The following is a 22623-nucleotide window of genomic DNA, read 5'->3' on the forward strand; positions in this document are numbered from 1 at the left end:
GATCTTTGATATCATCTCTGATCCGACGTTCTTGAAATTCTTTTTTGGAATTTCAGGGTTGTCATGTTGTTAATTTTTCAAGGTTCTTTATGTTTTCGCCTCTCAGCGACAACTTCTATATGTTATCACATCTGAAGTTCTTTGTCAACAACTTTTTTATCTTTTTTCAAGACCTTTTCGGTTGCTGATGTCCGACCTCTTCGGCAACAACTTCTAAATATTACCACACCGAAGTGTGTATGTCAACAACTTTTTTCAGGTAATTTATAATCATGTCTCAGTGACATATCATGTTGTATACCTATAAAAGCTGTCGTCTGCTGCCTGCTCATGCGACAGCTTTTATAAGATACCACCACTGCAATCTTATGTCAAGGACTTTTTTTATTTATCTGACAATTGTGTGCAATTGTTCTAAACAGCCTCCCCTACATATGACAATCTACCTATTCTTCCTCTGGATATGTAAATCGCCATGATCTTCTGAACTCTGTCATCATATCCATGACATCCTTTGTATATTCCAGATACATATCTCCATCACCGGATATCGCACTCTCCATGTCCTGAAGCTCATACGCAAGGGCATCCGCATTTTCTCCGGCTGCAACAGTCTCAGTTTTGCCTGTATCTGTGTATGTGACTTTCGCCTCCCACGCTCTTGGATACTCCATCACCTCTATATATCCGTTTTCACATGATACCATTCCACGTTTCGGCTGCTTCGAGTGAAGGGACAGCATAACGGTTGCCATCTGTCCTTCCTTATTCATAAGCAAAAGTCCTGCCTGCTCATCCACTCCAGTAGGCGCAGGCTTAACCTCTGAAAGAAGCTTGTCTGGCTTTGAGTCCATGAACCACCTTATAAATGACAGGGCATACACACCTATATCCAGCATTGCCCCTCCCGCAAGGTTTCTGTTGAAGAATCGATTGTTCATATCATAGTCTTTGAAGCTTCCAAAGTTCATGGTTATGAGATTGACTTTGCCAAGTGCACCCGAGCCCAGTAGCTCCTTAAGTTTTCTGTAAATAGGCATATGATAAATAGTCATCGCCTCTCCTATGATCACATTGTGCTGCTCCGCCAGTTCCAGCATCTCTTCAAGCTCATCGCTGTTCAATGTTATAGATTTTTCCACAAGTATATGTTTTCCATTCTCTATCGCTCTTCTCATAAACTGTATGTGTGTATTGTGCGGAGTCGTTATATATATCACGTCCACTTCCGGATCCGTGAACATCTCATTGTAGTCTGAATAAACCTTACCTATGCCATACTTCTCAGCAAATGCCACCGCTTTGTCATACGTCCTGTTACCAACCGCATAAATGTTCCTGCCATTCTTTTTGAGTGCCACTGCCATCTCATTTGCAATAACTCCTGTTCCGAGAACTGCCCATTTGATATCTTTCATGTCTGTTTCCTCCATATATAATTATGTATTTGGATTGTATATACACTTTTATTCGACAGTATTCCTCTCAGAGAACCTTCCATACCATCCACAGATATATGTCCAGATATCTCTCCGTCATCCTTGGCATCCACGAGTTCTCTCGCCAGCGATATCTTGAGATGGTGAAATCCCTTCAGCTCTATTCGTTTGCAGAATCTCGACACCGAGGCCTCGCTGACACCGCACTCCTTTGCCAGCTCCCCGACTGTCATATCCACAACCTTCTTGGGATTCCTAACGATATAATCGCCTATTTTCTTTTCTGTATCAAAGAATGAATCCATAGATGCGCATATCTGATTTATAACTGATCCCTCTATATTTTCCTATTTTCTTTCTTCTTTCGAAAATAATCCATCATATAGTGTCTTCTATACAATGCCACTAATAGTTTTCTTAGTTAAATTTGTTTTCATATTTGTTGCAGACTTTAAATCTATTTTCATGCCATTTACAACTCTACCATTCTTCTCCCATCCAGTCAAACAAATGTATTTTCACTTGAAACTCATTTATCAAATAAAAACAGAGTATCTGGAACCCCTATCACGATACTCTGTTTTGAATGACTTTCTTCTATATAAATATCTATTCGTTTTATTCGCCATGTGCAATATTTCTTGCTACGTATACACCGCTTGCAGATGCGTGTGAAAGGGAGTGTGTTATTCCGCTGCCATCTCCTATGATATACAGCCCCTTGTATCTTGTCTCAAGCTTATCATCTACTTCAACCTCCATGTTGTAGAATTTGACCTCAACTCCATACAACAGTGTATCTTCATTTGCCGTTCCTGGGGCTATCTTATCAAGAGCGTAGATCATCTCGATTATTCCATCCAGAATTCTCTTTGGAAGGACAAGGCTCAGATCTCCCGGTGTGGCATTGAGCGTAGGTGTGATGAACGCTTCCTCTATCCTGCTCTGGGTGGAGCGCTGTCCCCTTATGAGGTCGCCAAATCTCTGCACTATTACTCCGCCGCCCAGCATGTTGCTGAGTCTCGCTATGCTCTCGCCGTATCCGTTGGAGTCCTTGAACGGCTCTGAGAAATGCTTTGCCACAAGGAGCGCAAAGTTTGTATTATCCGTCTGTTTTGCAGGATCCTCATAACTGTGGCCATTTACCGTTATGATTCCATTAGTATTCTCAGTAACCACGGCACCCCTTGGGTTCATGCAGAAAGTTCGCACCTTGTCTCCATACTTCTCCGTTCTGTATACTATCTTGCTCTCATAGAGCTCATCCGTCAAATGTGCAAATATAGCTGCAGGGAGCTCTACTCTGACTCCTATATCTACTCTGTTAGATTTTGTGGGCACATTAAGATCCTTGCACACTGTCTCCATCCATTTACTTCCGCTTCTTCCAACGGATATGATACATTTGTCACAAGCAAATGTACCCTTCTTGCAGCATACACTATATGTTCCATCGTCCATCTTTTCCACCGTTTGTATAGGAGTGTCAAAATAGAAATCCACCTTGTCCTGAAGATATGCATACAGATTCTCTAGAACTATATAGTTGATGTCCGTGCCAAGATGTCTGACCGAAGCATCAAGCAGATGAAGCCTGTTCTGCAGACACACTGTCTTGAATCTTGTGCCGGCAGTGGAATAAAGCTTCGTACCCTCTCCGCCGTACTCCATATTGATATCATCCACATACTTCATGAGGTCTATGGCCTCGTTCTTGCCGATGTACTCATACAGACTTCCGCCAAAGTCATTTGTAATATTGTACTTTCCATCGGAAAATGCACCTGCACCGCCAAATCCACTCATGATCGAACAGCTATCACATCCCACGCAGCTCTTGATCTTTGTGCCGTCTATCGGACATTTTCTTCTCTTAAGCTCATGTCCAGCCTCAAACACTGCAACCTTGAGATCCGGAGCCTGCTTTGTCAGCTCATATGCAGAAAATATTCCTCCTGGTCCTGCTCCAATAATTATCACGTCATACCTCATACGCGCACCCTCCAAAATCATTTTATATTTTTTGTAAAACCCTATCCATACTCTGTATCCACACACATATTTTTACACAAAAATATAGTTGACCACGGCAATCCATGTCGTAGTCAACTATTATCGGTAGCTGGTAGATACGCCCAACCATATTATGGGCTTATACATATATAATTGTAATTCTTTCGTCATAAAAAATGATTGCACTATTCATATTTACTATATCTCACGTAAAATATCTGTGCTCATGTGGATGCCACAAACTGATCGTCCACATTGCATCCTTAAAAATTATAGCATATTACATTTAGTTTGCGCAAGCTCAACCGTCGCAATGCTCATTATATCATAACGATGCTATGATTGCCGCGATGAATGTTCCAAGCAGGAATAATATGCTTATTACCAAAAGCACTTTCATAAGCGTTCTTTTCCGCTTCCTCATGTTTTCTAAAACTCCGGTTGAATAGAACACCGCAACCAGCAACGCACCTATAGCAACTCCCATAAGCGTCCCCATCAAATAATCATAGACTGGAAGATTGTTATCTCTGCTGATCACCATCATCGTCAGTCCTGCAATGAGCGAAACCAATCCCACTATGCTGATTATACGCAATCTCATCAGCAATGTATTCTTCTCATTTTCTGCATAATCCGCTACAAGCTGCAATCGCTCTTTCTCTTCCTTATTCACGTCCTCACCCTTTCTTTCTCCATCAATGATATCCCTGATATCAACATCATAGAAATCTGCCAGCTCCACCAAAATACTGAGATCCGGCATATTGCTGCCTGTCTCCCACCTTGACACACTGCGGCTTGTTACTCCAAACCACTCTGCAAGTTGTTCCTGGGTAAACTGTTTTTCCTTTCTCAGTTCTCTTAGGAATGAACCGAACTTTTTCTGATCCATATCTGTTGCCTCCTTTCTATTGAACATCAGCCCATTTTAAGTTGCCTTCGGCAAGGGCTGATGCTACATGTCAAGCTTTTGCTAAAAACTTGACACATTCATTGACAGAATAGTGTTTTTCGGGTGTTTTTTACAGGACATGATGCGGGAATTGGCTATTTTCAGCTAAATATGAGGTCAAAACCCATTTTCAAGCAGAAAAAAAGACCTCCGAGGGCGAACCCTCGAAGGTCTGAAAATCCTTTATTTATGCGGTTTATCAAAGATTACTCGATGATAGATGCAACTCTTCCTGAACCTACAGTTCTACCACCCTCACGGATTTGGTTATACCGTTTTCTTGGTCTTTAACAGTGTTTTATATGTAATATATGGCTTATTTTGCGTGATATGGTATGTCATTTTTGTGGTTGGCGGAGTTTTTGTTGCCAAAATGTTGCCAAGAAGATTCCACATGATATCTGGCAACCGATTCATAACCTCAAACCTGTTTTTAACAACTAAATTCTGAATATACACATAAACTAAGAAACCTATACTTCTTATATAGCTTTCGACAAACATTTTCTAAAGCCTAAAGTATCAGGATCTTCTTTTCTCATCAAATATACAGACAATTTTATAATAAAAAAGTAATAACCAATCTGATTTAAAGAGGCGATCCTTTTAATTTTTCCGTTTTCGATTCCCCCGCAAATCAGTTTCTTGTTATATGATGTCATCATATTAAAGCATACATATCTTTTACTCATAACATTATCTGGTATATACATAAAATCAAACACCATATTCTTTTTCAATTCGACCAAATTTCCAGTAAATGAATCAATCGGAAAAACCGGAACCATTAATATCTTATCCTTTTTATCTATATGACATGATGTAGATATTACCATAGCATCTGCAGTAAATATCATTTGTCTTCCATCCTCTTCAAAATATGTAAATGGCACTTTTGAAATGATATCTCCTTGCGATAACTCAGGTAATAATGTTGATGTAAGATAATTAATTTGATGTCCGTCTTTCTCGAATTGTGAAATAGCATCTTTTGCTCCATCTCTAAAGTCAGGAGAGACCGATGGTAAAACGCTATCTACAAAATCAATAAATTCTCTTAACATAAAGAAAAGAAATCTATTCCTGTAGGTTTCGAAATAGATTGAATATATTGATCCACACCTTCAAGTTCTTCTTTTGTAGCGTCTCTCATTCCTCCAAAAGATTCTTCTGCCATTCTTTCAAGTCGTGTGCGTTCTTTATCAATATATATATTGTTTTGACTATATCCAACTATGCTGCTATTTTCGCTATTTCCAGGAGCGTCCACAAACAACTCATAATTAGGGACTTCATAGTTTCCAGATACGACTATGCTACTATTTCCAGCGAACGAAAAGGCTAAACCTATTACTGCAGCTGTTGCGCTTAGATTTTTGACAACATTTCCCATACTAATACGCTCCTTCCTCTAAAAGTCCTTTCAATTTGCTTTCCATTACAATCGTCATTTCCGTAATAATAGAATCTAACTTACTACTATCCGTTTTATAATCATTGCAAGTATTATATCCATATCTATCATTTATATCAATCACCGCGCCTATAGATTCTGCCTCTTGATTATCTACTGATAAACTTCCAGCAGCATCAGTTTCTATTCCATTTTTGAACAATCTCGCATTCTGCAACATAATATTAACAAAAATATTATGTTTTTCAACAAATGTATATCTTATATTTAAATCATAAATAGAGGAATAATCATTATTTTTCAATAAATTTCGTGCTAAAATTTGTGTTCCATCTCTCATGTACTCATCTAATAGAACTTCCGTTATAACGCCAATATACTGATATTCATTATTGGTTAGAATATTCAAAAAAGAAAAAACAATTTTCATTTTCTGCTGAATATACTGCTCACACTTCTTCCAATCTTTTTCAAATCCATCATTATAATTTATTTGCAATGTAGCAGCTATCGGCGATATGTTTAATTGCGAATGTTCGTTTAATGACTTTATAATAATTCTTGGTATTTCTAATGGAGCATCATCTGGTATAGGTAAAACTGTCGCCTCATTAAAATGATCTTTCAAAATATCCTCATTTATAAAATAATTTTTCTTAAGATTATCTACTCTCTTATACTTTATCGAAATATAAGTATTTTTAATTAGCATATCCATCCTCCGTATGCATATCTCATTTTGCATATAATAATTCCATACTATTTTTCAAATTTATATTACCATATATATTTTTTCAGGTCTAGCCTATAGTCATTTTTTTATATTCTATTTATCTACCAATTACTCCATAATATACAAATATTATTACTGTTTTTTCACCATTTTAAATATAATTACATTATAATTTAATTTTCGAACCTATAAGCCCTATAACTTTCCTTGCTATATATTCTGGGGACTTACTACTAGTATCTATCCTAATTGCATCCATGTAATTATCTTTCAAAAATTTGTCACAAATGCATATATTATCAAGTGAAAATTGCTTCATTCTCTCCTTATCATTAAGTATTCTATCTTCTGTAACGGTATCATCTGCTGTCAAAATAACATGCACTATATTGCACTTTTCAGACACGTAATCGAGGAGTTCTTCCTTACACACCTTATTTGATATATTCATCGGAATAATCACAGTCTTATCATACGGTAATTCTTCTATTTCTCCCCTAAATTTATATATGAACCACTTGTTTCTGTTTATAGGAAATCCCGCCAATATAAGTTTAGGGCATCTCTCTATATATTTATTAAACTCTATATCAGGATCGATGCATTCAATTTTTCCACATGTAATTTTTTGAACCATGTTTGCTACAGTTGTTTTCCCTACACCATAAACTCCATTCATAAAAATAACATTACTCATACATTCCCTTCCTCGTATTATCTTTTTCCGTTTGATTCTGTATCGATCACATTTTATGATATATGTCCACTCAGAAAATTTAACCTACCAATCAATACATCAAGTCAAAGTTCTGTTCACAAACCTTTAAGCCATTTTGTTCTGCTAGCTTATATACAATCGTTTTTTCCTCATCAGAAGCACAATTATGCAGCATGATCAAATCAACTACATTATTAAAATCTAATCTATTGTCCAAAATTAACTCAAAACAATTTTTATTTCCAATTTTTACAAATTTGTCTTCAATCTCCTTATAAACACTATTTAAACGAACACTTTCTCTATGTAATAACTCCATACTCATATTTACAATATCATCTTCTGTACATATGCCTAACATTGAATAGTAATAATCTGATGCCAACGAACGTAAGCTAGTATTATCATTTAAATACATTCTTAATTTTATCCTAGTTTCATGTTCGTAACTGTAAGAACTTTTCTTTAAGAATGCTCCATAGTCGAATATATTTTTTGCAAGTTTTTCAATATTATCACTAGTAACGATCATTTTTGTTATAAAATCCGAAAAATCACTTACATATATCATAGGCATCACATCTGCATATAAATAATTCACATTTCTAAGCACACACTTACCATCATTGAGCACTGAAATATTCTTAAAAAAATTATTTTTGTATTTTATTATAATATTCCGTCCATATTTTTGATGGTATTCCTCAATCATTTTTTTATCATTATATGTATTCGCAATACAGAGACAATATGTATTTTGTTGAAGCATAGATGCCGCTGCTAAGAAATTACAATATCGAATCATCCCCATTTCGTAAGTATAATATTCTCCAAATTTTATTTTGTTGTTTTTCAATATCAGTTTATATGCTTCTCTTATAGAATTTTCCTGTAACATCCAATCCTCAAAATAATTTTCAGTATCATCCCCAGTATCAGATAATTTCCAATCTATAGGATTTGTAAAATACATTTTTTTGCTTGATAACAATGATTTATACTCTTCCATGCCAACATATCGATAATAAGGTCTATCTAAGAATTGATCATTATGTTTATAATATACTTGCATTATATTTCGCATCATATCCTTGGCATTTTTCAAGTTTTATTTTCCTCCTACATAAACACTCATACTGAAAATTTTTACAATTCCATCGGCCTCATCGTTGTTTCAATCATATTTATCTCATCCTCAGACAAATCAAAATATTTATACAAGTCTTCATCCGTCCAGTGTTTTGTAAAATCCATAACAGGTACAAATATAAAATTGCTCTGAGATACATTTACACCTGAATACGTAGTCCTTAACATATACCTTGTAAATTTGCACGTAAGGTAATCTCTTAAATTCTCTGCCTCTGATCTTGTATCAAAAAATCCAACATTCAGATATGAAAATGTATCAACCTCATTTTTGTTTAAAATCTCAGGAGTAGAAATAGATCGATATCCATTTTCTGGTTTTATTCCCACCTCACCACCTTGTGGTATCATTCTTGATATTTTTACCTTATATTTATCAATGAGATCTACATTCTTTTTTATCTTATCCCTTTCTATGTAACTTCTCCCCTGTGAATTAAATGTTGCACTATGAATAAGTACTAAATCATCCTTACCCGCATTCTCATGACCATGCTCATGAGTTGGTAATCCAAATGTATCTAACGCTGATACTGTCGTATTCATAAAATGTTCGCATTTATTCTTAACTTTTTCTATTATCGAGATTGCTCTATTATTTCTAACAAATACATCAAACTGTTTCAAAGAACGCTCTATCGAAATCCTGTTCTCGCCTAGAACATTGCATACCAAGCACTCCCCTTCTGTATCTCTATCCCACAAAAAATAACACAAGCCACCTGGTATAACTACCGTCGGAAAACAATCTTTTGAATTATAATAATCATACAATTTACAAAGTCTATTATCTCCAAACATATCTTCCCTGAAGGACGCCAAGCCAATTCCTCCGTTATACCATCTTGCAGGTATAATCATTGAAATGTACTCTGGTTCTATTTTTTTCGCCTGCTCAACAAACAAATTGAAAATTGGCTTTGCCTGTTTTGAAAACTTTGCAGTATCCACACCTCCTCCTGTCTCCAACTGATATGGAGGATTTCCTACAATGGCATCAAATTTCATCTGTTCATTTCCTTTCTTCCAATAACTTTCACTTGTCACTTTTCCTATAAACAACTGTGGCTTATTTGCCATTGTGTTAATCAAATCATCAAAATAATGCGCATTTATCTTCTGAGCATAATACCCCACCAATGTACGTCTCGTTATCGTCTTTGCCATCGGTGTCTTACATATAACATAGATATTGTCCCTGACTGTCTCAAACCAGATATCTCTTTGCTTTTCCAAAGTAAGCTCTTTCTTATCTACAGCCTGGCACTTTGCCCTGAATACACTGTATGTAACATACAAAGGATACAAACCGGTCTTTGAATTTATCTCCAATATCCTTGTATCCGGCTTAAAGAAGATATCGTGCGTTACTTTTCCCTGATCAACAAATCTCGGTTCGTCAAGAGTGCCATCATCCGGGTGATTCTCCTCATAAAAATCCCAGCCGCCGATACAATCACTCATGTGCATGTTTACGACTCTCCAAGGTGTAAGCACTGTCTCCTTGTCAGGATTCTTGAAATACTTGAAAAGACCAGCTATCTTTTTTACTCGTTCCGTTGGATTAAGCGTGTCTGCCTCTTTTGCAACATTTCTTATTCTGCGCCCGGCAGCTACGAATACATCCTCATCATAATACTTCTGAAACTCTCGGAACTTATCCTTTGTCACTCCTGCCGGCATGAACTCATCCCATGAGGAATCATCAACCATGTCTACGAACTTATCCAATGAAATCTCTTCCTCATAAGGTATATCTGCGCCGTAAATAAGCAGTGGCATTCTGATTGATATACCACGTAAGATAGAGATTGCATCATTGCGCAGCTTCTTTAACGCCTTGAGTTCCTCCAATCTTGCTTTTTCTTCATCAGTAAGATCCTTTTTAGGCTTCTTTTTTGATTTCTCAAGCTCTTCATACTCTTCTTTTGTGAGTCCCTGCTCGTTTAATGTGATATCATTTGACTTTGGTGCTGCCTTTGAAGTTCCGATGATACCTTTCAATTCATCAAACTTCTTAATATCCACTTCATCCAGCATAAATAAATCATCACTGTACAAATTACTGTCATCAAAACCATTTCTTACGACTTTATCAGCATAGGCACGCTTTAACTGCTGCAACAATTTATTTGCACTGTACTCTTTCATTTCAGATCCGGATATTGCTATTACCGGGCAATAATTCAGGAACTTGCCGAGCACCTTCTTATCATCCGAATTATGTTTGCCTGCTTTTGATGATATAGATACAGCCTCCGATACCATTTTCAGCGTCCTGTCAGGAGCGAAGTCAAATACATAACTCGTTTCTTTTATCTTTCCATTTATATTACATGGCGACTGTACTCTGAATATTGTCTGAAGATAATTTGCCGCAGATGTAGAATATGAGCCTGCAAGCATAAACACACCTGTCCATTCTCTTATTGTTACACCTGTTGTAAGCTTTCCACAGGACAATGTGATCGTGTAATTATCCTCACCGGCATTTTTTATTGCTGTCTTAACCTTGCTCAATGCTTCTTCGGATTTCTCATCCTCATCACCATTACCAGCAACATTTACAATCTCAAATATTCCATTGCCGAACAAGGTGCGATCCATCATCAGCTTTTTTAAAGCTCTAGCTTCCTTTACACCCGGAACGATCCACAGTGTATGTTTGAACACTTTTCTATATTCTTCCGTTGAGTATGGGTACATACTTTTCTGGTTTGGATTTGTCAGCATATTAAGGAAACTAAGAACATCATCCTCATGCACAAAATCACCTATCTTGGCATTTGTCGGCATATTTGCATGATCAACTTCATAATCTCCTGTCCATGTTCTGAAGAACTCATGGAAATTAAACGCTTTGTCCTCATAGGCTATGTATTTGTTGTGCGTTAGCTGTCCCAGATCATATGTGTATATACGGAGCTCCGGCAGCTCTTCATAAGGATTTGAATCACCGAAATGATTTTTATCCCACTCTGACTTACACTCCTGTTCCATCATATAATCCCATGTATATATAGAATCTTCTTCATATCCATCCAGTATATTAAACGGAGTACCTGATAAAGCCAGCAATTTTGTTCCTTTATCTTCCTTCAGCACCGCCTTAACTGTATCTTCTCCCAAAAGTGTTGTCGTTCCCTCATGGGCTTCATCTACTATTACGCAGTCCCATACAGTGGAAAATACAACATCATTCTTGTTAAACTTTCCTCCGACCTGCGAAGATCCTCTCAAATCCTGTACCGATGCAAAATACACAAAATTCTTGCCAGAGTCCAGCAAGTTACCAATTGTATAACCATTTGCCTTTGAACCATATATGTAATCTGGATTTCCCCTGAATACCTTGGTGAAATCCTCATACCATCCTTCATTTACCACTGGTCTGTGTGTAAGAATAATGGTTTTGTGAAACTTCATCTGCCTTACGACTTCCAGTGCGCAAATAGTTTTTCCGAAACGCATCTTTGCATTCCAAAGCATTCTATCTGCCTTTTTGAACTGCTTGACCGTTCTTCTTATGGCATCTTCCTGTTCTGGTCTGAATATAATAGGTGCCTGTGCCACGATATCTGAATTACTCAGGTTCGCTGCATTATGTTTTACAGCCGAGATTGCCTTCTCCGCTGTCTGCAAATCTATATCGAACCACTCTTTTCCTGTGGTTTCATCAATTGTAGAGTTTTTAATGCCAGAATTTTTTAATACAGCATGCACATCATGATCCCTAAATGCCTTGATCTGCGGTTTTCCACCATCATTTACCGTTCTTACTGCCAATTCTGTATGAAGAAGTTTCGGCGTAATCCCTGCTGTATTTGTGTATGCTCTTATCCTTTCCAGTGCCGCCTGATTTAATTCTCTGCTGTTCGGTGAAAGGTATTCTATATCCTTTGTAGTATGCAGTGTTGCATCTCCAATCTTTACTTTACCCTTGTGTTTCTCATCATCTATGGCAAATACATATATAACTTTATAATCAAACGCATTCTTAAACTCATTCTTCATATCTGTCCCCCTCATTTCATCAAAGATCTGTACTCTAATGTTTCCTCGGCTCTCCAGTCCCTGATCAGACTGAACATAGGAACCTTTTCTTCCTCCACATCTCCGTCAAAATAATCGAATATTGTAAACTGCCTGTGCAATGGCTTTGTCTCACTATATGGCGTGGTAAATGTTATTCCATCCATCTGCCATATGTTCCACGCAACAATATTTGCTATTTTTTTCAGTTGAACAAGCGTTGGCTGCTTTCCAAACTTACTCACCATATAGTCCACAAAAGTAAACAACAGATTTTCTCTCGCCAAAAGAACATTGTCACCCTGATAATCATAGCCATACGTACTTTGATATGCTCTTTCAACCCACTTCAGCCACTCTTCCTCGGTTGAGGTATTTTCTGACACAATTCGCAATTTTCTATCAAGTATACCTATCCTGTCTTTTATCTGTATCGGCTCTCCTGTCACTGTATTATATCGACTTACAAGATATGGAGCTTCTCCACAACTTATTTCCATCCTTCTCGCATCAACATATTCCTGCCAGGTCTTATTGTTAGGAAATGAAATTATACCTTCTGTAACTGTCCACGAGTTACCATTGCTGGTATTAAATACTTTTTCTCTGTTAAACCAGGCCTCATCTACAAGATTGTTTTGCTCATTACATATCCAGCAGGGTGTAAAAACCTCGGCTTTATCCCTTGTCCGTTTCATCTGTTCTGCCTGAGATTTTGCCACTCTCGGCTGTATTACATTTGTATAATTACCTGTTATGCATTCTGGCTTGATCTCCATACCAGCCCCATAATCTTCACCCAACGATATATAATTGTCTGTCGCCCATCTGATATTCTTTTTAGTTGTTTTATCTGCCAAGAGTATTTTTAAAAGGCTCATACTCATGTCTGCTATACTCTGTTCAACAATATCTACTGCTTCCAAACTTTTATCCTCTCAACACCTGTAATGTAATTATTATACCATACCCATCACAAAAAATAAATTAAAGAAGGACAGCGCCTCTGTACTTATGTACATTTCCCAAGCACTGTCCTTCAACCTATACCCTATAAATTATCTGCTCCCTCACAATCTCCTCAACCCGTATCCGTATATTGTTCATCCGTCTAACCCACTCCATCTGATCCATCGCCTTGAGTTCTTCCGTCACACCTTCAACTCTTGCCATCTGCTCCACCAATTGGTCAAATGCCTTCTCTGCCCGTTCCTGAACAGTCAACAGATGTTCCATAAGCGTACCTTTCAGTACCATCCCTGTATAAATCCCCTTGTGCCATTCTTTCAGATAACTCTGTCTCATCAGCCCGAACTTTCTAAGCTCACCCTCTGGCTCTGGATTTGCCACAATATTCGGTATCAGATAATCTCCATTATTTTCATATGTTATGTTCATAAATACCTCTCTTTCTCCGACCATCCCGGTCTGTCTGCTCATTCTTTGCTCTTGCCTCTGCATTCTTCCTGTCTATCCTTTCGTGCATAGTTTCCTGTTCCGGTTTTCTCGTCAGATTCAAGAACTCATGCAGCAGGTTCTTCTCCATCAGAAACTTCTTCATTTCTTTTAGACGATTTGCGAATTTCTCCACCCGTGTTTTTAGATAGTCCACTGTCTTTTCAAGCTCTGCGATCTTCGCTTCATATTTATCAAGCAGCTTGTTTCTTGTAAGTGCTTTCTCAAATGTCGCCACGATCCGGCTCCATTCGGACTTCTTGACCTTGACATACTCCTCACCGCCGAATATGGATTTAATGGGTGTAGCCGCAGCCTTAACATTCTTGACCTCTGCTGACACTTCCTTTGATATCTTGTCAATCCCATCGGTTCTGATGCCGTATTTATCTATTCTTTCCTGTTGCTCTTTCTCCTTTGTTTCAAGCAATTCTATCTGTCCGGTAAGCTCTACCGCACGTTCTTCCAACTGTTCCACATCGGTATTCAGCTTCCTAGCTTCTATTTTCAGTTGTCTGTTTTCATGGCTCTGCTCCATATTATTTTCCTTGATCTTATCTGCCTGCTCTTCCAGACTCTCAACCTTCCGCATAGCCACCTTGTACTCCGGCAAGGTCAGATTGTCACGACTGACTCCGAGAACGTCTATCTCTATTCCCTGCTCTCGGCAAAGCTCCGTCAGATATTCACGCTCCCTCTTCTGCCATGCAACAGTTTCATTCTCATTCCGGCTCTTTGCCTTATCAAATCCCATCTGCTGCAATGCCTTCGTCAGACTATTCCTTGTCTCCATGCCGGACTTATATCCGTGCGCCACCGGAATATAATCCATGTGCAAATGCGGCGTTGCCTCGTCCATGTGCAGCACACAGTTGAACAGATACAGATTCGGATTTCTCTCCTGAAATGTCTGTGCATATTTTTCAAGGACCTTCGCCGCTTTCTCTGCTTCCTCTGTCATGCGGTCGTTTTCATCTACAACTGCCGTATCATTTTTCGAGCCGATCTGCACCACATTCTCATAAAATACTTTCTCTTTATTTTTGGAATTTTTGATCTCTGTAATATAGTCATGCTTCTGTCGGTCTTTTCGTTTCTGTCTGGCATTGTAGTCATTTAGTGCCTGTCCAAAGCAGGTATCGTAAGCTGATTCTATGCTCTCTTTCACGTAAGTTCGGTTCCAGTCCGTCCGCTCCGGCACTACGTTATTGCTAATGAAATCTCTGTTGTTGTGGCTGATATGCCCTCTGCCTTTTACAAATGATATCGTCTTTCCCACTGCTTCTCACCTCCAATCTCTTACTCTCAAACTTGCCAAGGTCTTGTTACTTCTGACAGAAGTAACGCCTTATTAGTTTTGACACTACGCATCAAAACTAGGCGCTCTCCGAGGGCTCTCATGCGCCGAGGGCTTCTTGGGGATAACCGCCACGCTGGCAACGCATATGTAAGTACACATCTGCCACCAGTGCCACGATTATCCAATGTCACTCCTTATACCCTTGCTCTGACATATTCCAGATCAACGAAATAAGGAGTGCCAACGAGATACCAGTCATGACTGCCATCATCGTTCCAGCACATTTCCATGCGAGTCGGTACCCATTTGCCATGTACCATGACCTCAAGCCCCTCCCCGCAGTGAAATCCGCTATACACCCACAGATCAGACACAAGCAGTCCATATCTGTCATTTACGCTGTTATATCCAAGTCGTCCTGTTGCCATTACGCCACTCCCCCTTTCATCATCTTTACAAGTTCTACCTGATGCCTCTCCCTAAGCAGCTTCCGCACCGACTCAGATGGAAATCTGAGCTGGTACGTGTTTTCCTCTATCCGATTCGTGATACGATCATCATACAGGAGATCTTCTAGTGCGCTGTTGCTCGTATATATTGTTATCTTTTTATGTATATACCTGCTGTTGACAATCTGGTAGAACCGCTCCATAGACCAATCCTTCGGCACCTCTATTCCGAAATCGTCTATCACCAGAGCGTCCACCTCTGTAAGCTCATCCAGCAGCCTGTGTTCGGTCATCTGTGAATCGCTGTTCCATGAGGCTTTTATCTCGTTCAATATCTGTACCGATGTTGCAAATTTTACACCAACCGCATATCTTTCTATGACCTCATTTGCCAAAGAGACGGCAAATCTAGTCTTGCCGCTCCCTTTTACCGCCGAATACATGTATAACCCCATACCACGATCCTTCATTTTCTCGAAATCATCCAGCCAATAATTTGCGATCTGCATATTCATGTCGGCTATCTTCCGTGAATTGGCCATGTCATATATTGATGTATCAAAGCTGTCAAGTCTCAGTCCAGCAAATGCCTCCGGTATATCTGCAAAACTGAGCATTCTGTTCATTCGTTCTCTCTGCCATAAGCCACACTTACAATTTCTCGCATATTCATGTCCATCATCTGCGATATATAACTCTATACCCGTATCCCGACAAACCGGACACTTATAAACCATACAGTTCTGCTTCTGCATCTGTCCATTTTTCATCTGTCCGATTGTATTTTTTAGGGATTCGCTTATCTTTGTCTCGATCATTTCCACTATCATAGCCTCCTCTCTTCTCGCTCGCCCTCTGGCTGTATTGTTTATTTTTTAATTCATTATTATTCGATACTTTATTCTTAAATTGTGACATGTTTTCGGTATACCGTTTTTCTGCATCCTGCTTTTCGGTATGCCGATTATCCGTACACAGATTTTCAGTACACGGTGAGATTGGAACCTGATGAACTTCAAGAAAGGTGTCACCATATTTGCCATGCTCACCCCGTTCCTGTGTCCTTGTCAAATAGCCCGAATGCTCAAGCCGACTCAGACTTGCCTGTATCGCACTCTTCCCTTCTGGCAATATTTTGGCAAGCCCGACTATTGAAAAATCCCATTTATCCGGCAGAGAAAGGAGCGTTGCCAACATACCCCGATCCACCAGTTTCAAATCTGTATTCTTGAGAATATCTTTTCCGATCATTACAAAGCTGCCCGGTGTTTTGTTCTTTAATATCGGCAAATCAATCACCCCCTTTCTGGTTTAGCCTGTTCACAATATTTGCGATCTGTCTGTCCTGCTCAATGCTGAAATGCGAATATGTACGAATCGTCTCTTCTATACTGGCATGTCCAAGCAATCGTTGGATTGCATACATATCCGCTCCCTGTGACAAATAAAATGATGCTGCACTGTGTCTCAGATCATGCACTCTGATTATATTTGTCATACCGGCTTTCTCCATCTGCCGGTGCATCTTTGTTTCAACAGCTCTTATAATTACCGGAAATATTCTGGCATCCTCCGGATATTCATATAAACCATCCACATATCTCTTTAATTCATTGCACAGTGAATCCGGCAAATACACCCGCCGTATGGAATTCTTCGTTTTCGGTTCTGTGATAATATCCTTTTTATTTCTTCTGTCATACGTTTTAGAGATAAATATGGATTTCCCCACAAAATCAATATCAGATTTTGTAAGTGCCAGCGTCTCGCCGATTCTGAATCCACAGTAATATTGGAGTTGGAACAGAAGATGGTACATTGCATCTTTCTCAGGACTTATAGAATCCAGAAATTCCAAGAATTCTTCATGCGTCCAATACCGCAGCATCTGTTTTTCAGCATCCGATCTTCCGATCTTGGCAATTCCCCGGCACGGAGACTTTTCAAGACCATAGTACCGTTCTGCGTGGTTGAATATTCCGACTATCTGATTGTTGAGTGTTCTGTTATAACATTCCGAATATCCCTGCTTCAATATTTCATTCTGCCATGCAATTATATCTTCCGGCTGAACCGCATTTATACTCATACCTGCAATCGGAGCTTCAAGCAAATGTGTTCTGATCATATGCTCCTTTGTCAGATATGTTCTTTCCTTCAACACGCCTTTCTTATCCGGCATGTACTTCTCAGTTATGAATGTACTAAGCGTCATTCCAAGATCCGCTTTCATCGCTTTTTGCTGTTCCGCAATATAGGCTTCCGCCTCCTTTTTCGTACGGAATCCACGTTTAGATTTCTGCTTTGTGCTGCCGTCCCGCAGCTTAATTCGATAGACAGCTCTCCATTTCTTACCATCCGCATCTTTATACACAGGCATGCAAATCATCCCCCTCTCCATCAGACAGATTTAACCCAAAGTACATTTTCTCAAGCATTGGCGCCGGGATTCGTCCGGGTAATGTCTGATAGCTGGCATCACTCAGTCTTTTGTTTCCATCCTTAATCACCTTATATGCCGTACTCAATGATACATTGAGAATCTGTGCTACATCCTTTGCTGATAAGTAATATATTTTTGCCATATCTCTTCACCTCTTTTCTATTCGTTAGCTTTTTGCTATCTTTTTATGATTGCATTATAGGTTATCTTTTTGCTAACGTCAAGCATTTTTTGCTTTTCAAACGTTCAAATAACTGTTAATATTAGTAAATAAGGTCTTATGAGGTGGAGTATCATGACAATTGGTGAAAATATAAAAAGAATACGTGAACGGAATAATCTCACGCAAAAGCAGCTTGCATACCTGTCACATATCAGTGAGGGTATGATAAAACAATACGAGACAAATGTCCGTACACCCAAACAGGATAAGGTCAATCAGATTGCTGCAGCACTCGATGTAAACCCGGAAGTTCTTGATGTTCCTAAGAATGTTGTGGGTGAAGATATGCACGCTTTATTCCGTGTTTTCCGTAATAAAAATGGGAAGTTTGATACTGCCGGGAATCCACAGTTTAACCTTCCAGATATCGCTCTATGGTTTGATGAATGGAAAAAATATCAGGATACTATTGCAAGTGCAGATTTGCTATCAGATAAAACAGAACGTGATGCGCTGATTGCGCAGGCAGAAGACCGCTTTAACTATTGGATGGATATATATCCAAGGTCAGCTTCTCTCAATCACAGTTTTGATGATTTATATGAAGAACATCGAAGAAAGATCGAAAAACCATCTAGAAAATAAGTAGAAAATCAAGTTTATAAATTTTTTTGTTGCCAAAATGTTGCCACAGGAGCAAATCCTGTGGCATTTTTTATTTCAAAACATCAAAAAGGCTCCCAGAGAAAAACCTCTGGAAGCCTTGATTTTATTGCATTTATCTATAATCAGATATTGATTACTCGATGATAGAAGCAACTCTTCCTGAACCTACAGTTCTACCACCTTCACGATATCAGACCGATGTATTGCGGTGTGCAAATGGTGATTTTTCGTGTGATTTGTGGGGGAAAATCCAGATTTTCCGTTGTGTCCGTGTGGTTTTTGGGGATTTTGTTATCATGGTGTTATCATTGAATTTTTAGTTTTTCTGGCATATTTTTTCTCACATTCGTAATCTCTTTATTTAAATCTTTTATATATTCTTTACACACATCTATATATAATCCTGTTTTATATTCTGGATTTTCCAAAAACTGTAATTCAACGGGATATTTTGTAATCTCCGTAAGTAACTTTACAAATATGCTTTTCAAATTATTTTGGCTTTCATCATCATTAAGGCATACTTCTGCAACTTCTTCAAAGCCAAATACTAAATAATCTTTATTTTCTCTTTTCTCCAAATGTACATTAATCGCTTTGCTTTCCTGATTCATAAATATCCTTCCTATCATAAAATGCAGTTTTACCGCCCTCAAGAGTATGCATACTTTCTTGAGTCCAGTTTTTAGTGTCTGTTTCATCATCTATATTTCTAAGTTCATCATAAAAAGGATTACCAACATACGTTTTATATATTCCATTCTCATGAGTTCTTAGTATACTAATATACGGAAGCGTACCAACAGCAATATTAGCATTATGTGTTGCTATAATTACTGCTTTTCTCCGTTTTGCAAGATCAGTTAACTTCGGAAGTATATTAGAAGTTATATATGAATTTCCCATTCCCAGTTCTGGTTCATCCAAAATATATACATCACTTTCTGAATCCAATAACTTTTGCATCAGTAGAATTCCTCGTTCTCCATTAGATGGTCTGTAAATTTCTCCATTTTCTAATGCCGTTTCTTTAGATACCCCTATAAAAGCTCCTATATCTTTAATTCCATCATCATAGAATTCTTGAAACTTTGATACTTCTTCCGATATATTCTCTGCTAGGACAGCTTTCTTTATCCCATCTATTACAAGTTTACAATTTCTTAATACAGTTATTCCCTGTTTAAATTCATCTGTACGTGATTCTTTGGTTAACATTCTGTATCGTGTTTGAATATATATATCACCTTTTTCCTCAAGGTTTCCCAAATATTCTTTTTCAACCTTATCCTCTACAGAAAACGTACTACATATTTCCTCGACATTTTCAAACAACTTAAAACGTCCCATAGCGAAATCATAAAACCCTACACTGCTAGGTTTTGATATCGTATCAGAACATTTGTCCGCTATTGCTTTTATCTTATCAATGCTCCAATTTGTAAGCTTAATACTTTTATCACTGTTCCACTTTTGCATTTTTGCATCATTGATATTTTCACATAATTTTCCCAATAACAGCATTAAAGTTGTACGTTCTTGCTCATCCAAATATTTTTCTATATCAATTTTTTCAAATGTAGACTCTGTAAATTCTTTCAAATATTTATAGTCAGATTCAAGTTTTCGGTCACGCACTCCCTCCTCTATATGTACACACTCTGTTATTTTCATTCTCCCTTTATTTTTATTGTTATCTTTTGTTTCCATCCAACTTATATATTTTTCAAAAGACGTTGGTAATTCTTCTTTCCAGTTATAAACATCAATAAACTGTTGCCTCATACTATCCAATTGAAGCTTATCAGGCGTGGCTATTATATCATTAACTTTTAACATTTTCGAAAAATCTGAATCTTTCTCATTGCCTTTGTAACTTTCCATTGCAATTCCATTTTCAATATAATATTTTTTCAAAGATTCAAGGATTTCTGTTTTTCCCGTTCCCTTCTGCCCGAAAATAATATTAATATCTTCATAAAAAGGTAATTTAAAGTTTACTTTTTTATATGGTGATACAGGAATCTCTTTTTTTCGTTTTTGATTGAGCAAGGTATCTATGATTTGTACATCTTTTTTTGCTAACAAGCAAAATTGTTCAAATGTTTGTACTGGCAGTCTTATATCTGCAAACTTGCTGGTTTCATACTTATTCCAATCCTGCACATCACTTCCTATAATAACACTATAATCAAAATTGGAAAAAACGCCAAGGCTTCGATAATCAGACGTTTCCTTAAATAGTCGGCTAGAATCGGGTAATAATTCCCCTAATTCCTGAATATCCTCATCTGACAGTTTAGGTTCTTTATGAAAATGTGGTATATAAATGCAATCACATTTTCCTAACGTTTCATATACTTTTTTCACACCAATTTGAAATGTATTTACATCTTCATCGTTAACCAATTCCTGTACTTGAGTATTAAACAGTTCAACATTTTTAGGATTAGCGATTACAATCAAGTGTCCTCTTTTACAATTTCCCTTTTGATCTGCCTTTCCTATAATATCAAGTTCTACCCCTGGCCAAATATCACAATATCCTTCTGTGACATCTTTAAATTCTTTGTATTGCATATAATCAAATTGATTATGATTTGTTATTGCAATAATTTTAACCTCTGCTTCAATAACCTTCTGAAAAAATTTATCCTTGGTAACATTTCTTGTATAAGCATCGCCTGTTTTTACCTTCTTCGTATGACAATGTAAATCGATTCTCATAATTGCCTCCCCATCTCAGTTGTAAAGGTGGGTTAATCTATAACCATACCCCATTCATTCCAAAATCCACCATTTTTTAATCTATATATATTTTCTTGTGTTTCTTCAGACAATATACTCCATTCCCATGGTCTAGAATGTCCGCTACCGCTACCAGAAATATTTAATTTTCTCATGTAAGTTACAATATCTCTTACACTTGGATATCGCCACGCAATATTTTGAAGCAGATCAAAAACACATGAACCTACAGGAGTAAAAAATTCTTCTTTATTATCCGATGCTATGTACCCACTCATAACATAATTTCCCTTTAGACCTTTTCCGTTATCATAATTTGGCACTATCATCTTTTGAGATTTCCATACCCCTAAATCAGCAACACATATAATATCTGGAATCTCTCTAGGATGTGTAACATATTTTTCATCATATTCCCAAATGGCCTTTTCAATATTTTCTTTCGGATTCGAATTTTCCTTTTTCCATTCGTGTGAATGCGCTAATAATCCGTAGTAAATTTTGCTTTGTAAGTCTTTTCTCGGCGTTCCATTCTCATTAATAGCTAATTTTTCTATCTTCTTTGAATGCTCTATAAATTCGCCAATATGTTTACGTCTTAATGTAGTTTTACATTCAAATGCAGCCACTACTCCTCCAGATAAATATTCCTTGCAATTCAACAAACTTTTAGGATAATCTGGTGATAAAACAATCACATCCACTTGCGGACTTGTTTCCCCTGAATCACTTAATATTCTTCCCTTTGTAACTATTTGAAAATAAGGTGGAATCCAAGATTCCAAAAGTTCTTTCCAGTTTTCTTCTCCTTGATCCCCTGCAGTTCCTGGATCTTCATTCACTCTTCTACAAATTCTTGTGTATTCATCCGAAATATTACTATTTGCCTTTTTAAAAAAATCAAATAAATCATGTGTCGAAGTGCTCATGTTCATTCCCCACCATT

At 37.7% G+C, this 22623-nt stretch carries 22 protein-coding genes and 1 riboswitch; of the genes, 1 reads left to right on the top strand and 21 read right to left on the bottom strand.

The features are described from left to right. Positions 1–446: 446 nt before the first annotated feature. The 18 genes from OCV54_RS12625 to OCV54_RS12710 form a co-directional block, all read right to left on the bottom strand. On the bottom strand, positions 447–1418 hold the full coding sequence (locus OCV54_RS12625; protein ID WP_055224366.1) for a Gfo/Idh/MocA family protein: 972 nt from the start codon (positions 1416–1418) through the stop codon (positions 447–449). Next, entirely contained in the window at positions 1415–1780 is a 366-nt protein-coding gene (locus OCV54_RS12630) for a MurR/RpiR family transcriptional regulator (protein WP_308936790.1), read from the bottom strand. Before OCV54_RS12630 ends, OCV54_RS12625 begins: the two co-directional genes overlap by 4 nt. Positions 1781–2057: 277 nt before the next feature. Then, the gene (locus OCV54_RS12635) at positions 2058–3431 is read right to left on the bottom strand and encodes an NAD(P)/FAD-dependent oxidoreductase (RefSeq protein ID WP_022216321.1); all 1374 of its coding nucleotides are present in this window, start codon (positions 3429–3431) and stop codon (positions 2058–2060) included. A gap of 90 nt (positions 3432–3521) precedes the next feature. Then, positions 3522–3620: riboswitch (purine riboswitch) on the bottom strand. Between the two features lie 157 nt (positions 3621–3777). Next, entirely contained in the window at positions 3778–4347 is a 570-nt protein-coding gene (locus tag OCV54_RS12640; protein ID WP_055224368.1) for a helix-turn-helix domain-containing protein, read from the bottom strand. A 542-nt stretch (positions 4348–4889) separates the two neighbouring features. Continuing rightward, a complete protein-coding gene (locus tag OCV54_RS12645; protein ID WP_055224372.1) occupies positions 4890–5471 on the bottom strand; it encodes a hypothetical protein in 582 nt (193 codons plus the stop codon). Then, a complete protein-coding gene (locus tag OCV54_RS12650) occupies positions 5465–5800 on the bottom strand; it encodes a hypothetical protein (RefSeq protein ID WP_055224374.1) in 336 nt (111 codons plus the stop codon). Before OCV54_RS12650 ends, OCV54_RS12645 begins: the two co-directional genes overlap by 7 nt. 1 nt (position 5801) lies before the next feature. Next, positions 5802–6533, bottom strand: coding sequence for a hypothetical protein (locus OCV54_RS12655; RefSeq protein WP_055224376.1), 732 nt, complete (start codon positions 6531–6533; stop codon positions 5802–5804). Between the two features lie 187 nt (positions 6534–6720). Beyond that, positions 6721–7251, bottom strand: coding sequence for a hypothetical protein (locus tag OCV54_RS12660; RefSeq protein WP_055224378.1), 531 nt, complete (start codon positions 7249–7251; stop codon positions 6721–6723). Between the two features lie 91 nt (positions 7252–7342). Continuing rightward, entirely contained in the window at positions 7343–8377 is a 1035-nt protein-coding gene (locus OCV54_RS12665; RefSeq protein ID WP_055224380.1) for a hypothetical protein, read from the bottom strand. 41 nt (positions 8378–8418) lie between these two features. Further along, entirely contained in the window at positions 8419–12435 is a 4017-nt protein-coding gene (locus OCV54_RS12670; protein WP_055224382.1) for an Eco57I restriction-modification methylase domain-containing protein, read from the bottom strand. Between the two features lie 11 nt (positions 12436–12446). Further along, complete coding sequence (locus OCV54_RS12675; RefSeq protein WP_055224384.1) at positions 12447–13379, bottom strand: hypothetical protein; 933 nt, start codon at positions 13377–13379, stop codon at positions 12447–12449. Between the two features lie 118 nt (positions 13380–13497). After that, the gene (locus OCV54_RS12680) at positions 13498–13875 is read right to left on the bottom strand and encodes a TnpV protein (RefSeq protein WP_262563476.1); all 378 of its coding nucleotides are present in this window, start codon (positions 13873–13875) and stop codon (positions 13498–13500) included. Continuing rightward, entirely contained in the window at positions 13835–15187 is a 1353-nt protein-coding gene (locus tag OCV54_RS12685; protein WP_055224389.1) for a plasmid recombination protein, read from the bottom strand. Before OCV54_RS12685 ends, OCV54_RS12680 begins: the two co-directional genes overlap by 41 nt. A 215-nt stretch (positions 15188–15402) precedes the next feature. Further along, a complete protein-coding gene (locus OCV54_RS12690) occupies positions 15403–15636 on the bottom strand; it encodes a DUF5348 domain-containing protein (protein WP_055224391.1) in 234 nt (77 codons plus the stop codon). After that, positions 15636–16475, bottom strand: coding sequence for an ATP-binding protein (locus OCV54_RS12695; RefSeq protein WP_242859661.1), 840 nt, complete (start codon positions 16473–16475; stop codon positions 15636–15638). The genes OCV54_RS12690 and OCV54_RS12695 overlap by 1 nt, the downstream gene beginning before the upstream one ends. Beyond that, positions 16384–16947, bottom strand: a complete 564-nt coding sequence (locus OCV54_RS12700) for a helix-turn-helix domain-containing protein (RefSeq protein ID WP_055224395.1) — start codon at positions 16945–16947, stop codon at positions 16384–16386. Before OCV54_RS12700 ends, OCV54_RS12695 begins: the two co-directional genes overlap by 92 nt. A 1-nt stretch (position 16948) precedes the next feature. Continuing rightward, positions 16949–18037 carry a site-specific integrase gene (locus OCV54_RS12705; RefSeq protein WP_055224397.1) on the bottom strand — a complete coding sequence of 363 codons (1089 nt, stop codon included), beginning with the start codon at positions 18035–18037 and terminating at the stop codon, positions 16949–16951. Then, positions 18024–18242, bottom strand: coding sequence for a helix-turn-helix domain-containing protein (locus OCV54_RS12710; protein ID WP_055224399.1), 219 nt, complete (start codon positions 18240–18242; stop codon positions 18024–18026). The genes OCV54_RS12705 and OCV54_RS12710 overlap by 14 nt, the downstream gene beginning before the upstream one ends. Before the next feature lie 153 nt (positions 18243–18395). On the opposite strand from OCV54_RS12710, the gene OCV54_RS12715 reads away from it, so the two are divergent. Next, positions 18396–18908, top strand: a complete 513-nt coding sequence (locus OCV54_RS12715; protein ID WP_055224401.1) for a helix-turn-helix domain-containing protein — start codon at positions 18396–18398, stop codon at positions 18906–18908. 326 nt (positions 18909–19234) lie between these two features. Here OCV54_RS12715 and OCV54_RS12720 read toward each other — a convergent pair whose 3' ends face one another. From OCV54_RS12720 to OCV54_RS12730, 3 genes are read right to left on the bottom strand one after another with little or no spacing between them, the layout of a single operon-like run. Beyond that, positions 19235–19543 (bottom strand): hypothetical protein, encoded by a 309-nt coding sequence (locus OCV54_RS12720; RefSeq protein WP_009461548.1) that lies wholly within the window; start codon positions 19541–19543, stop codon positions 19235–19237. Continuing rightward, a complete protein-coding gene (locus tag OCV54_RS12725; RefSeq protein ID WP_055224404.1) occupies positions 19518–21656 on the bottom strand; it encodes a histidinol-phosphatase in 2139 nt (712 codons plus the stop codon). Before OCV54_RS12725 ends, OCV54_RS12720 begins: the two co-directional genes overlap by 26 nt. Positions 21657–21688: 32 nt before the next feature. Next, positions 21689–22606 (bottom strand): DUF6602 domain-containing protein, encoded by a 918-nt coding sequence (locus tag OCV54_RS12730; protein ID WP_009461552.1) that lies wholly within the window; start codon positions 22604–22606, stop codon positions 21689–21691. Positions 22607–22623 lie beyond the last annotated feature (17 nt).

Source organism: Coprococcus aceti (assembly GCF_025567285.1).
GTDB classification, from domain to species: Bacteria; Bacillota; Clostridia; order Lachnospirales; family Lachnospiraceae; genus Coprococcus; species Coprococcus aceti.